At 45.7% G+C, this 12630-nt stretch carries 14 protein-coding genes; 10 read left to right on the top strand and 4 right to left on the bottom strand.

Translation table 11 applies throughout. The annotated features are described in order from the left end of the window. Positions 1-25 precede the first annotated feature (25 nt). Positions 26-1408: a sigma-54-dependent transcriptional regulator gene (locus ACVBIU_RS03480; RefSeq protein WP_447159139.1), complete on the bottom strand. Its 1383-nt coding sequence runs from the start codon at positions 1406-1408 to the stop codon at positions 26-28. 276 nt (positions 1409-1684) lie between these two features. Here ACVBIU_RS03480 and ACVBIU_RS03485 point away from each other — a divergent pair, with 276 nt between their 5' ends. The 6 genes from ACVBIU_RS03485 to moaA are packed head-to-tail and all read left to right on the top strand — an operon-like array spanning position 1685 to position 7446. Further along, entirely contained in the window at positions 1685-2497 is an 813-nt protein-coding gene (locus tag ACVBIU_RS03485) for a substrate-binding domain-containing protein (RefSeq protein ID WP_447159055.1), read from the top strand. Continuing rightward, entirely contained in the window at positions 2494-3201 is a 708-nt protein-coding gene (locus ACVBIU_RS03490; RefSeq protein ID WP_447159056.1) for an ABC transporter permease, read from the top strand. The genes ACVBIU_RS03485 and ACVBIU_RS03490 overlap by 4 nt, the downstream gene beginning before the upstream one ends. Positions 3202-3217: 16 nt before the next feature. Further along, a complete protein-coding gene (locus ACVBIU_RS03495) occupies positions 3218-3976 on the top strand; it encodes an ABC transporter ATP-binding protein (protein ID WP_447163091.1) in 759 nt (252 codons plus the stop codon). 52 nt (positions 3977-4028) lie between these two features. Next, positions 4029-4631, top strand: coding sequence for a molybdenum cofactor guanylyltransferase MobA (gene mobA, locus ACVBIU_RS03500; protein ID WP_447159058.1), 603 nt, complete (start codon positions 4029-4031; stop codon positions 4629-4631). A gap of 8 nt (positions 4632-4639) precedes the next feature. Beyond that, positions 4640-6439 (top strand): bifunctional molybdopterin-guanine dinucleotide biosynthesis adaptor protein MobB/molybdopterin molybdotransferase MoeA, encoded by a 1800-nt coding sequence (locus tag ACVBIU_RS03505; RefSeq protein WP_447159059.1) that lies wholly within the window; start codon positions 4640-4642, stop codon positions 6437-6439. 20 nt (positions 6440-6459) lie between these two features. Further along, on the top strand, positions 6460-7446 hold the full coding sequence (gene moaA, locus ACVBIU_RS03510) for a GTP 3',8-cyclase MoaA (protein ID WP_447159060.1): 987 nt from the start codon (positions 6460-6462) through the stop codon (positions 7444-7446). 132 nt (positions 7447-7578) lie between these two features. Here moaA and ACVBIU_RS03515 read toward each other — a convergent pair whose 3' ends face one another. Together ACVBIU_RS03515 and ACVBIU_RS03520 are read right to left on the bottom strand one after the other, a co-directional pair. Next, positions 7579-8301 carry a hypothetical protein gene (locus ACVBIU_RS03515; protein WP_447163092.1) on the bottom strand — a complete coding sequence of 241 codons (723 nt, stop codon included), beginning with the start codon at positions 8299-8301 and terminating at the stop codon, positions 7579-7581. A 386-nt stretch (positions 8302-8687) separates the two neighbouring features. Continuing rightward, the gene (locus tag ACVBIU_RS03520; protein ID WP_447163093.1) at positions 8688-8924 is read right to left on the bottom strand and encodes a hypothetical protein; all 237 of its coding nucleotides are present in this window, start codon (positions 8922-8924) and stop codon (positions 8688-8690) included. Positions 8925-9198: 274 nt separating this feature from the next. On the opposite strand from ACVBIU_RS03520, the gene ACVBIU_RS03525 reads away from it, so the two are divergent. Further along, entirely contained in the window at positions 9199-9387 is a 189-nt protein-coding gene (locus ACVBIU_RS03525; RefSeq protein ID WP_447159062.1) for a hypothetical protein, read from the top strand. 369 nt (positions 9388-9756) lie between these two features. Further along, positions 9757-9945 carry a hypothetical protein gene (locus ACVBIU_RS03530; protein WP_447163094.1) on the top strand — a complete coding sequence of 63 codons (189 nt, stop codon included), beginning with the start codon at positions 9757-9759 and terminating at the stop codon, positions 9943-9945. Between the two features lie 64 nt (positions 9946-10009). On the opposite strand, the gene ACVBIU_RS03535 is transcribed toward ACVBIU_RS03530, so the two are convergent. Beyond that, entirely contained in the window at positions 10010-10264 is a 255-nt protein-coding gene (locus tag ACVBIU_RS03535; RefSeq protein WP_439267530.1) for a hypothetical protein, read from the bottom strand. A gap of 620 nt (positions 10265-10884) precedes the next feature. Here ACVBIU_RS03535 and ACVBIU_RS03540 point away from each other — a divergent pair. Together ACVBIU_RS03540 and mutM are read left to right on the top strand one after the other, a co-directional pair. Next, positions 10885-11337, top strand: a complete 453-nt coding sequence (locus tag ACVBIU_RS03540; protein ID WP_447159064.1) for a hypothetical protein — start codon at positions 10885-10887, stop codon at positions 11335-11337. Between the two features lie 119 nt (positions 11338-11456). Beyond that, the gene (gene mutM, locus ACVBIU_RS03545; protein ID WP_447163095.1) at positions 11457-12272 is read left to right on the top strand and encodes a bifunctional DNA-formamidopyrimidine glycosylase/DNA-(apurinic or apyrimidinic site) lyase; all 816 of its coding nucleotides are present in this window, start codon (positions 11457-11459) and stop codon (positions 12270-12272) included. The last annotated feature ends 358 nt before the right edge of the window (positions 12273-12630 follow it).

The raw sequence follows: 12630 nt of genomic DNA on the forward strand, positions 1-12630 counted from the left end.
CCCTAGAGCGATCTCATTGTTATTGTTATTCTTCTTTATCGGCTTCGCCGCCGAACCACTCTTTGTATTTTCTATCTAGCGTCTTACGTGACACACCTAAATCGCGCGCGGCGGCTGATTTATTACCACCATGCACATCAACAACACGTGTCACATGGTCACGCTCAACGTCTTTAAGCGCCCATTGTAATGGATAACCCGACTCAACCAGCATTTCAGCCTTAGGTTGTGCTTTCCAGTACTCGGCGGGTGGCTTACCTAACAAAATGCAGCGTTCAATCATATTGCGCAATTCACGAATATTACCTGGCCATTCGTGTTGTTGCAGCTTTAATAGGTCTTCATGACTCCAGACCACCTCTTTTACCCCCAACTCTGCTGCCAACTGGCAAGTAAAGTGATGGGTTAGCTCAACGATATCTTCAGGGCGATCGCGCAGTGGCGGGATCACGATATCGAGCACGTTAAGACGGTAGTACAGGTCACGTCTAAAGTTGCCGGCTTCAACTTCTTCCGACAATTTACGGTTAGTTGCCGCCAACACGCGCACATCGATATTAATTTCTTTTTCGCTACCCACTGGACGAATGGTGCGTTGCTCAAGTACGCGCAATAATGCCGTTTGCATCTTAAGTGGCATTTCACCGATTTCGTCGAGGAAAATTGTACCACCTGAGGCAAAGCTAAATAAGCCTTCTCTGTTACCTTTTGCACCGGTAAATGCGCCCGCTGAATGACCAAACAGCTCACTTTCTAATAGCTCTGGTGCAATCGCGCCACAGTTAACGGGCACAAATGGCCCCTGGCGACCACTAAGAATATGCAACTGTCTGGCGACCAGCTCTTTACCCGTACCCGATTCGCCCTCAATCAACACCACGGCGTTGGTTGGTGCGACGCGTTCGATAATATGCTTCACTTCCGTCATCGCATCGCTTTGACCAATGATGGTCGAGGATTGGTTAAATGACACCTCTCGACGCAGCATCAGATTTTCACGCTTAAGCAAGCGACGTTCAATACAGCGGTCAACCGCCTTCATCATCTGCTCTAAATGGAAAGGCTTCATAATGAAATCAGACGCGCCAGCTCGTAGTGCCTTGATCGCCACATCCATATCGGCATAGCCCGTCATAAAGATGATATCAGAGCGGCGTTCTTGATCGTTGAGCGCCTCATGCCATTCAATACCTGAACGACCGGGTAGACGAATATCAACAATTAACAGATCAAAATGACAGCGCGAACGCAGTTGCTCAGCATCTTCGACGCTGGACGCGGTTTCGACTAAAGCAAACTTTTTAGCAAGCGCTTTCTTTAAAAAGCTGCGCATGCCGGGTTCATCATCAACGATCAGTACAGATACTGCAGAAGGAAGTGGCTTCATATTATTTATTCTCTGTCCCACCTTGTCTGGCCGAGGGACAATTTGACTCATTATGCATCAAGTCTAACATCTAACCCGTTCAAATAGGTCACTATGAACCATGTAATCGCGATCTTGGGACATAATGTCTGTGCTTTTTTTGCCATCAACGCGACCAAGATCACACATGAGTTACAAATGTGAACTGAAATAACGCAAACCAAGCATGGCATCAAACTTGCTTTTAAGTCGATTGAATTCGATTTCAATCAGGTGCTCAGGTATCGAGTAGCCCATTTTATTTTCCAAGGAGTAAAAATGCTAAACCTTAAACGCGTTATTGGTCTTGCGGTTACCGCTGCGCTATTTGTTGGTATGCCAGCTCAAGCTAACGAAGTCATTAAGCTTGCTACCACGACTAGTACTGAAAACTCAGGTCTACTGAAGAATTTATTACCCAAATTTGAAGCTGAAACAGGCTACCAAGTACAAGTTATTGCAACAGGTACCGGCAAAGCCCTTAAGCTTGCTCGCCAGGGTGACGTGGACGTTGTGATGACTCATGCGCCAGGCGCTGAAGCAAAATTCGTTGAAGAGGGTTACGGCCGTCTACCACGTGGCATTATGGAAAATGACTTCGTAGTGCTAGGCCCAAAGAACGATCCTGCTCAAATTCGTTCAAGCAAAACCGCTGAAGAAGCCTTTGCTAAAATCGCTAAATCAGGTGTACCTTTTATCTCACGTGGTGACAACTCCGGCACCAACATGAAAGAGCTGCTTATTTGGAAGAATGCTAATATTACTCCAGAATTCAAAGGTTACACTGCAGTTGGTCAAGGTATGGGCAAAACGCTACTAATGGCTAGCGAATTAGAAGGTTATACACTATCTGACCGTGGCACTTTTGTTGCTTATTCAGGTAAAATAGATCTAGCAGTAGATTTTGATGGCGGTAAAGCACTGGCTAACCCATACCAAATCATACTCATCAGTGAAGCTAAGTACCCAACACTAAACCACAAGGGTGCTAAAGCATTGAGCGACTGGCTGATCGGCGCTGAAGCGCAAGGCATGATCAACAATTATAAAGTTCAGGGAGAACAATTGTTCAAGGCAACATATAGCGAATGAATGAAGGCTGGTTAGCCCTTATACAGCAGGCATTAAGCCTGCTGTTTTCATTGGACCCAGAAGTGTGGTCCATTATAGCTGTTTCTTTTTCAGTCTCATTTGCGGCTTTAGCGATCACGCTATTGCCTTCTATGGTGCTGGGCTTTCTGTTGGCCTTTACTCGCTTTCCTGGCCGCTGGTTAGTCACCAATCTAATCCAAACCTTGCAATCTATTCCAACAGTTGTCATCGGCCTGCTGGTCTATCTGCTGCTAACCCGCATGGGTCCCCTTGGCGATCTCAAATGGCTGTTCACCCAAAAAGGCATGATTTTAGGCCAGATGCTAATTTGCGCTCCAGTATTAGTTGCCATGAGCCAAGCGGCTTTTACCAGTGTCGATCGCCGTGCATGGGAAACCTCTCGAACACTAGGTGCACCAGCATTAAGTGCCATCTGGGCAGTCTGCAGAGAACTTAAAGTTCCACTATTATTAGCTATTGTTGCCGCGTTTAGTCGTATATTGACTGAAATTGGTTGTTCGATGATGGTCGGCGGCAATATTGCTGGCGTCACACGTAATATTCCCACCGCAATTGCACTGGAAACCAGTAAAGGTGACTTTGCCCAAGCGATTGCACTCGGACTTGTACTACTCGTTCTAGCACTCATTTTAAACTTTGCTCTAGGTACACTTAGAGGCAAAGCCGAGCCGAGGAGTCATTAAACAAATGGCATCTATCATGGCAGCGAAAACAGCAAGCAATAATACAAAAGCGGGTGCGAGGATTATTGCACAGGATCTTGAGATGCATTTTGAAGGCAAGCATCTGTTTAGCGCTGCTAAATTAGTGTTTGAACAAAACCGAGTCATTCATCTACAAGGTGACAACGGCTGCGGTAAAACCACCTTGATGAAATTGCTCGCAGGCTTTATTCAGCCAACATCGGGGACGATTCAAGCCCAAGGCTTTAGCATTGCCCCCTGGTGGCGTAGCAACTCTATCACCGGCAAGGCCATTTATTTGCACCAGCACCCTTACTTGTTTGAAGGTAGCGTGTTGTATAACTTGACCTACCCGTTAAGATTCTTACACGCAGATACACAGCTTCTCAAAGCTCGAACCGAGCAAGCGATCGACAAAGCGCAATTGCGCCACCTGTTGACCCAAGCCGCTTCTAGCCTGTCTGGCGGAGAAAAGCAGCGCTTAGCGATTGCTAGAGCTTGGATTATCCAGCCCAAGCTACTGATGCTAGATGAACCGACCTCTAATATGGATAAACACTCGCAACATTTAGTTTTGCAGATGATTAGCGACTTAAAACAGCAGGGAACTGGCATGTTAATTAGTAGCCATCAGACTTGTATGTTAACCAAAGTATGCGATCATGCTTGGCTGATTAGCGATAAAACCATTACCACCGATACACTTTGCGCTCTTAAAAGCAGTAATGATGCGCAGGCTGAGTTTTCAGCTAATTTGAACGTATCGCTTGGGTAACTTAAATGAGCAAGTTTTAAGTAAAACTGCAATAAACAATAGGGTAACAGTGATGACAGCACGAGTTGATGCAGTAATCCTTGCTGGCGGTATGGCCAGACGCATGGGTGGAAACGACAAAGGTTTAGTCGAGCTAGAAAATCAGCCGATGATTAAACATGCTATTGATCGGATAAAACCTCAAGTTAAGGAGATCCTGATCAACGCAAATCGAAACCAAAACCGTTATTCTGAGTTTGGTTTTAAAGTGATCAGTGACCAAGATAGCGGCTATTTAGGCCCACTAGCTGGCATGATCACCGCAATGAGCAATACCGATGCAGAATATTTACTGGTCGTTCCTTGCGATTGCCCACTGTTACCAACAGATTTAGTCGCTAGAATGCTAGCGAAATTAACGGCTGAAGATGCCGAGCTCGCTGTGGCGAGTGACGGTAAACGCGAGCAACCTGTCGTCATGCTGCTCAAGCCAAGTTTACGTGCATCCATGAAAGCATTTTTAGATGCTGGCGAACGCAAAATCGATTTTTGGTACGCCAAGCATCACTATGTGGTCACCGAGTTTTCAGATCAGCCAAATGCATTTGTAAACGTGAACACACCAGAACAAAAACAGCAGCTAGGTGAAGCCATAGCTAATGAAAAAAATCACTAGAGGTGTAAATGAGCATACCTTTTACTAATCCGTTATCGATTCCTGTACTCGGATTCTGCGCCTACAGTGGCACAGGCAAGACCACATTGTTAAAGCAATTAATCCCTGAGCTTAATCGCCGAGGTGTGCGACTCGCAGTCATTAAGCATGCTCATCATAACTTCGACGTCGATATTCCAGGTAAAGACAGCTATGAAATGCGCAAAGCAGGCGCAAAGCAGATGCTGGTTGCCTCTCATGTACGCTGGGCGTTAATGACTGAAGACGCCAAAGACGGCGACCCTGAGCTACCACATTTGCTGAAACAGATTGAAGCCGACAAGGTTGATATCGTCCTCGTTGAAGGTTTTAAAAAGCTCGAACTGCCTAAAATTGAACTGCACCGCGCCGCTCATGGCAAGCCTTTCATCCATACCAATGATGATAATATTCAAGCCATTGCCTGCTGTGATGACACAGAATTACCCAGCGAACTACGCCGCTTAGACATCAATAATATTGAGCAAATCGCTGACTATGTGGGTGAGTACATTGCCGCATGGAAGCCATGCCCGGTTGATTTGCCGATGGCGCCAACCTGTGGCTGCGAGTTAGATAACAGCAGCACGCTGTCAGTGCGACAAGGTATCGATAAGATTTTATCTTACGTTAAGCCGGTAACCGCAACTGAAGCGGTTGAGCTTGATGAACTAGAGAACCGTATCCTTGCAAGCGACGCCATTTCACCTGTCGATGTGCCACAGCACACCAACTCAGCAATGGACGGTTACGCCTTTAAACTGAGTGATGACAGCAGCGCAGCGTACAAGATGGTTGGCGAAGTGATGGCTGGCCACGCTTACAACGGCACCATTGCCGCTGGCGAAGCCGTGCGCATTATGACAGGCGCACCATTGCCAGCAGGAGCAGACACGATTCAGCTACGCGAGCTTGCCAACGAGCAAGATGGCGAAGTGCGTTTTGAAGGTGAAATGAGCCTAGGCCAGCACGTACGCCAAGCGGGTGAAGACATTGCTCAAGGTGCAACAGCCCTTGCAGCCCACACTCGCTTGCACGCTGCAGAGCAAGGTTTACTCGCCTCACTTGGCTTTGGTGAGTTACCGGTATTTAAACGTCCAAAAGTTGCCGTGTTCTCAACTGGCGATGAAGTTTGCCAGCCAGGGGAGCCATTAAAGGCTAACTGCATATTCGATTCTAACCGCTACACCATCAAGTCGATGGCGAAAAAGCTAGGTTGTGAAGTGATCGATTTAGGCATTATTCAAGATTCAGAAGCGGCACTGGCGCAAGCGTTAAAAGATGGCGCCGCGCAGGCAGATATTGTGATCAGTTCAGGCGGTGTATCAGTCGGCGACGCCGATTATATTAAAACCGTACTTGAACAGGTCGGACAAATTAACTTCTGGCGCATCAATATGCGTCCGGGTCGCCCACTAGCCTTTGGCCAAATCGACGATAGCTTATTCTTCGGTTTACCGGGTAACCCAGTAGCAGTAATGGTGTCGTTCTTACAATTTGTACAGCCAGCAATTCGTAAGCTTGCAGGCGAGCAAAACTGGGCACCGGCTATGGTACCCGCGATTACCGACAAACCGCTGCGCAGCCGTACTGGCCGAACAGAGTTTACCCGCGGCATCTATCATTTAGCTGCTGACGGCAAGTTACATGTAACCACAACAGGTGCTCAGGGCTCAGGGATGCTTAGCTCAATGGTAAAAGGAAACTGTCTCATCGTAATAGGCGAGAAAGATGACCAGTTAAATCCAGGTGACACAGTTTATATTCAACCTTTTGCCGACCTTCTATAGAGGTCATGTAGGTAGTTAGTATGAGTTTAATCGTTGACACTTTTGGTCGCACGGTAGAATACCTGCGCCTATCAGTCACTGATCGCTGTGATTTTCGCTGCGTGTACTGCATGAGCGAAGATCCCTGCTTTTTAGGCAGAGAGCATGTGTTAAGTCTGGAAGAATTAGCTTGGGTTGCCCAAGCTTTTACCGAACTTGGCGTAAAGAAAATCCGCTTAACCGGCGGTGAGCCGTTAGTGCGCACCGACTGCGATCAGCTAGTGAAGCTATTAGGTAAGTTACCTGGGCTTGAAGAGTTGTCGATGACAACCAACGGCTCGCGTTTAACCCGCTTCGCGGCAGAGATGCATGATTCAGGGTTAAACCGACTCAACATCAGCCTAGATACGCTAAAGCCGGATCTATTTACCACGCTGACCCGTAACGGCAAAGTTGACCGCGTTATCGCGGGTATCGACGCCGCCATTGCAGCGGGCTTTAAAAAGATTAAGATCAACGCGGTGATTTTGCGTGGTCAAAACGATGATGAAGTCTTAGATTTAATCGAGTTTTGCCGCGAGCGAGACCTAGATATCGCCTTTATCGAAGAGATGCCGCTTGGCGTTATCGACGAGCGCAAGCGCAGCCGCCATTGCAGCAGTAAAGAGATCCAGGACATTATCACCGAGCGTTACCCGCTTATCGCCTCAAACCGCCGTACAGGTGGACCTGCGCGTTACTTCACCATGCCCGGCAGCGACATCCACGTAGGCTTTATCTCGCCACACAGCAACAACTTTTGCCACGAATGTAACCGCGTCCGCGTCACCGTAGAGGGCAAACTGTTACTCTGCTTAGGCAACGAAAACTCGGTCGACTTAAAAGCGATTGTACGCGAGTTCCCCGGTGACATCGAAAAGCTTAAAGTAGCGATTCTAGACGGCATCCAACACAAGCCAAAAGAACACCATTTTGACCCAAATGGCGAAACCCAGATCCTGCGGTTTATGAATGCAACAGGTGGTTAACTGTTGCTTGAACAGTTTTGTCGCTTGTTGGTGGTTGCTGTAATCACAGTGTTTGACTGTTAATTCATGTGCCATATACACAAAACCCGACGTCACTGTCGGGTTTTGTTTTTTTGGGCTTCTAACAATTTGTTATGCGAACTGTTCAAGTATCCCTGACAAATCTACAAATCTAATATTCAAATCATCATTGTGTTCCAATGCAATTTTCAGCTCGTTTTCGTCGTACATAATAGAATTAGCTTGAATAGAACCAGTCCAAGATTTCATTAATAACACTTCAGAAGTTGGAGTATCAATCTCCCACCACTTCTCGACAAATTTATTTAAAAAGTTCACGAGTGATTTTAATGCGATTAAGGAGTCTTCAGGCGAGTAATCAGAGGGGCTAAGTGCCATATTTGTAATATGGCATTTTTCATTAGAATCAGAGCATTCCGCTTTATGATAGTAAGCAATAGCATCATCTCCTAGCGAAGTTACTACATTTTTTTGTATGACTTTAATTTTTGGATGCACTAATTGATTACGCTGTTCAATTAACTTTTTAACTATTTGTGTTTCACTTTCTCCCCTTGGCAAAGAAATATCTCTATGCCATTGAAGAATAAAATCAAATTTGTCTAGCGTCGAAAATCGGTCCACTTGAGTACTAATTTGAGAACTTACCTCAACAGACTTTAAAAATGAGTTTGCAGCAGCTTCTAGTGCGTAATGTACAGATAATATCGAGGATGTAGATAAAGCCCGACGAACATGCAAATTTCTTTCTGATGATGCTAAGTCATGAAGTAAAACAGCATCGGAAAATATTGAGAAAAATCTATTCTCTGTAATTTCCACTGAACGTTTCATAATACCTCCTTTACGCTCAACAACGATTTATAGGCTTATCATTCTTATTTTACAATATAAACCATTGTTTACACTATATAAACATCAAACCATTTTAGGTATTATTTATGCCTACAGGAATAGCAATGCCCCTAACTTAACTATGGCAACTTTAGTCCCTAATATTGTTATTTATTTCTGCCTGAACTGGATGCAACGAATGGCTTGCAGCCGGCGTATGTGCAGATACTTCTTAGGCACGCTGCAAGTACATCCATGTAAGCTCTAAGATGGCATCCATGCCATCAAAGGCCTAAGCCGCATCTACACCGAGTTTAAAAAGCCAAATACTTGACCTTTTTAATAAAGTGTAAAAAGCATAGAGATACATTATTCAAATCCAAAACTTAAAAACGCCAACTCAAAGCTTTAATCTGCTCAATAGGAGAGGGCCTATTCTGACTGTCTAAAAACCGGCTAATCTTATTAGTAATCTGCTCCGGTGAATTATGAAAATAATACCCGTTTCGGTTTTCGTCCCACTCCCACACTATTTGCTCTAATTCTGATTTTGACATTCCCCATTCGGTTAACATTTGGATATGATCTGAGAGTACATTCTGCTGATTTGTTAATGTGTCCATATTGCTCTCCATAATAGTATTTTTCTTAACGAACACATTCAGGTTCTCATAATAAAAAATGAAACGCAATATACGTAAGCAACTGATTTAGTTGACACTTACAGCTATATTAAATTTAAAAACAGTGTCAACTAAATCAAGATAAACCTACTAAAAAATAAGTATTATGTTCGCTCCTAATTGCATCTTAAAATACGAAAACAACGACTATTCAGAGAGTACAGAAAACACCTGATCCCCATCGAAGTTGCCGAAATACGGAAATGAAAATGCCGTGGAACCATCATGGATGATGGTTCAGGCTCAGCGGGACATGGATGTCCCATCTGAGCCGTTAGGCGATTTTTATTGGAGTATGAGGATCAACAACTTCGTCGGGGCGGCAGGGGTGATCCAAGAGGGGATTGCTGTTGATCCCCTTTTGGCCGTGTGTGAGCTGGAAGCTCACGACTTTAGTTGTTAGACGAAGTCTAACTTAGAAGTCAGGCGCAGCCTGATGCACTACCAATGTGAAGCGAAGCACCACGACCTTTATCAAGCGCAGATTGAAATCCACCATCTGTGGTTCCAATGACCTGCGGTCAGCGTATGTGCAGACACTGCCGCGACACGCTGCAAGTCCATCCATGGAAGCTCGACCATGACGTCCATGTCATGGGCGGTCACGGCCGCATCTGCACTGGGTTCGAAAAGCACAACCTTTCAACCTCTGCGTTAGACCTATAAAAAGACAAAGAAAAAACAAAGACACTGCAAGACCAACAACGACTCAAAGGTTACAGAAAACGCCAACTCCCCATCGGAGTTGCCGAAATACGGAAATGAAAATGCCGTGGAGCCATCATGGATGATGGCTCAGGCTCAGCGGGACATGGATGTCCCATCTGAGCCGTTAGGCGATTTTTATTGGAGTATGAGGATCAACAACTTCGTCGGGGCGGCAGGGGTGATCCAAGAGGGGATTGCTGTTGATCCCCTCTTGGCCGTGTGTGAGCTGGAAGCTCACGACTTTAGTTGTTAGACGAAGTCTAACTTAGAAGTCAGGCGCAGCCTGATAGATTAAGCAAAAACGAGCAAGAGTCTCGCTACTCAAACATCTGATGACTCTTAATCAAAGTACAAGACGGATCATCTTCGCGCTTATTGATATTAACCAATTGGTAAGACGCTTTAATCTCTTTACCAATTTGCTGGTTTACCGATTCAACACCATTCGCCTCAACAGCTTTTAGGTAAGCCTGCATTAATTCACGGTCATTCTGAATGATCAAAAAAATTTCGTTAGATAACTTCTTATTTAGCTTCTGCACAGCCAATTGAGCAATTTCTTTAGGTAACATGATTGTTCTCTGCAAGTATCAGCTAGGTCGCTGATTTCATACTTATTAAGCGACTATACATCGAAAAATATGAAATTGTTTAACGAGTAAACCTGAAGCTAACAAAAACACCGATTCCCCATCGAAGTTGCCGAAATACGTTGAAGAAATACGTTGAAGAAATAGTCGTAATGCCCACACGGATGTGGGCATAGCTTTCGCGGGACAGGCCGTTCCTAGGCATCCATGCCTTCACGGCATTTGTGAATCCATTCACATCAGATGTCCCATCGGAAGCGTTAGGCTATTTCGAATAAGTACGAGGCCCGTATCTAATGCATGTAACTTCGTAGGGGCGGCTCGGGAGATGCAAGAGGGGGAAGCTGTTGTCCCCCTTTTGCCCAAGTGTGAGCTGGAAGCTCACGACCTTTATCAAACGAAGTTTGATGCATTACCAATGTGGAGCGAAGCGCCACGACTTAAGTTGTTAGACGAAGTCTAACTTAAAAGTCAGGTGCAGTCTGATGCACTAAAAAGTGGTAAATGACGGTACACCCACCGTTAGCATAATTTGTGGTTACACCCACTTGCAGATACACTTATCAGATACCCTAGACAAAACAAAAAGCTGAATTCCCAACATGGCTTTCTCTCGCAAAAAGTGGAACACCATCATCATCCTCGCATCTATTTTGATGATTTCAGTGCTTACCGTCATTGACGATAACAGCAAAATAACGCCACTGCAGACTCAGGCACTCTTCGACAAAGCTGCGCCGCTATCCCAGTTACAATACGGTGAGCTTTGGCTGCAAAAACGCCAGTCTGGTTGGCAATGTAGCAGCGAAGTGCTCAACTGTTTAGAGTGGTCTAATGCGTGGGAACAAGTGCATATCTCGGCACTCACCGATAATCCTGAAACTTCAGGCGAGCCTATAGAGCTGGTGATCCAGGTCGATGACCTGATTGATGCACAGCTGTGGATTTTATTTAGTGAGCAAGGCTTGCTAAAGTCACCTGCTGGGAATTGGTATCAGATCCCAGCAAGTTTACGTGAAAGCTTAATCCCTATTGTTCGTGCTCAAGCAAACTAAGCTAGTAATTTAGGCTAGCAAGCTAAGTGCGTAATATAGGCTCTAATCCTGAACGTAAAGTAAGTTCGTCGTATCGCGGAATTCAAGCCATCACTAAATAACCATAAAAGAGAGAATACATGCCGGAACTCCCCGAAGTTGAAGTCACCAGGCAAGGTGTATCGCCTTACCTTATTGGTAATGAAGTGACTGACTTAATCATCCGTAACCCTTCACTTAGATGGCCAGTCCCCGACATTGCTAAGCAGATTATCGGCCAGACCATTCGTAATGTACGCCGCCGTGCTAAGTATCTGCTGATTGATACGGATGCGGGAACCACCATAGTGCATTTAGGCATGTCGGGTAGCCTTCGTATTCTGCCCGCCTCCACGCCAGTGGAAAAGCATGATCATATTGATCTGGTGCTCGCGAGCGGTAAAGCCCTGCGCTTTAATGACCCAAGGCGCTTTGGTGCTTGGCTATGGTGTGAACTGCCAGAGCAAGCCCATCCATTACTGTCAAAACTGGGCCCAGAGCCACTCACTGACGCCTTTAATGCCCCTTACCTGCTTGAGGCTTTAGCCAATAAGAAGAAGGCCATAAAACTGTGTTTAATGGACAATCATATCGTGGTTGGCGTGGGTAATATTTACGCGAATGAGGCGCTGTTTGCCGCAGGCATTCATCCACAGACTGAAGCTGGCAAAGTCGATGCAGAGCGTATTACTATTTTGGTTAGCGAAGTGAAACAGATCTTGGCAAGGGCGATAGAGCAAGGTGGTACGACTTTAAAAGACTTTACTAATGCCGATGGCAAACCGGGCTACTTTGCGCAAAAGCTGCATGTTTATGGGCGTGGCGGCGAGACCTGCACTCAGTGCGGACATATGCTGAGTGAAATAAAGCTTGGCCAGCGGGCGACGGTTTTCTGTAGCCTTTGCCAAAAGCTTTAAAAGAAGGTACGAGAGCGTTCGCAAGCTCACTTCTAGGACCTAGGTTCTAGGACGGGCTGCGCCCTGCGAGGAAAAGCAAATGCAAAAGCCAAAACCGTAGCTTTGGCTTTGCTTAGCTTTTACGGCTTTTCCATCTTGACTTGTACCGTCTTAGCTTTTCCTAGGACCTTTTTAAACCGTCTTAGCCTTTCCGTAGGTCGGCATTTAGGCCGACAAATCCTATATAAACCAGAATTGATGGGCTAAAGCCCTACCTACAGAAGAACATACATGCTCTTCTGTCTAAGCATTTCGTAGGTCGGCATTTAGGCCGACAAATCCTTTACATAAACCAAGCTTGATGGGCTAAATCCCAACC

This window comes from Shewanella sp. 30m-14 (assembly GCF_052977125.1).

Bases quoted from the DNA above. Each gene is read 5' to 3' on its own strand.
- ACVBIU_RS03535 (WP_439267530.1), bottom strand. From the start codon at position 10,264: ATGTTACCTAAAGAAATTGCTCAATTGGCTGTGCAGAAGCTAAATAAG.
- ACVBIU_RS03495 (WP_447163091.1), top strand. From the start codon at position 3,218: ATGGCAGCGAAAACAGCAAGCAATAATACAAAAGCGGGTGCGAGGATT.
- ACVBIU_RS03515 (WP_447163092.1), bottom strand. From the start codon at position 8,301: ATGAAACGTTCAGTGGAAATTACAGAGAATAGATTTTTCTCAATATTT.
- moaA (WP_447159060.1), top strand. From the start codon at position 6,460: ATGAGTTTAATCGTTGACACTTTTGGTCGCACGGTAGAATACCTGCGC.
- ACVBIU_RS03485 (WP_447159055.1), top strand. From the start codon at position 1,685: ATGCTAAACCTTAAACGCGTTATTGGTCTTGCGGTTACCGCTGCGCTA.
- mutM (WP_447163095.1), top strand. From the start codon at position 11,457: ATGCCGGAACTCCCCGAAGTTGAAGTCACCAGGCAAGGTGTATCGCCT.
- ACVBIU_RS03505 (WP_447159059.1), top strand. From the start codon at position 4,640: ATGAGCATACCTTTTACTAATCCGTTATCGATTCCTGTACTCGGATTC.
- ACVBIU_RS03520 (WP_447163093.1), bottom strand. From the start codon at position 8,924: ATGGACACATTAACAAATCAGCAGAATGTACTCTCAGATCATATCCAA.
- ACVBIU_RS03540 (WP_447159064.1), top strand. From the start codon at position 10,885: ATGGCTTTCTCTCGCAAAAAGTGGAACACCATCATCATCCTCGCATCT.
- mobA (WP_447159058.1), top strand. From the start codon at position 4,029: ATGACAGCACGAGTTGATGCAGTAATCCTTGCTGGCGGTATGGCCAGA.
- ACVBIU_RS03490 (WP_447159056.1), top strand. From the start codon at position 2,494: ATGAATGAAGGCTGGTTAGCCCTTATACAGCAGGCATTAAGCCTGCTG.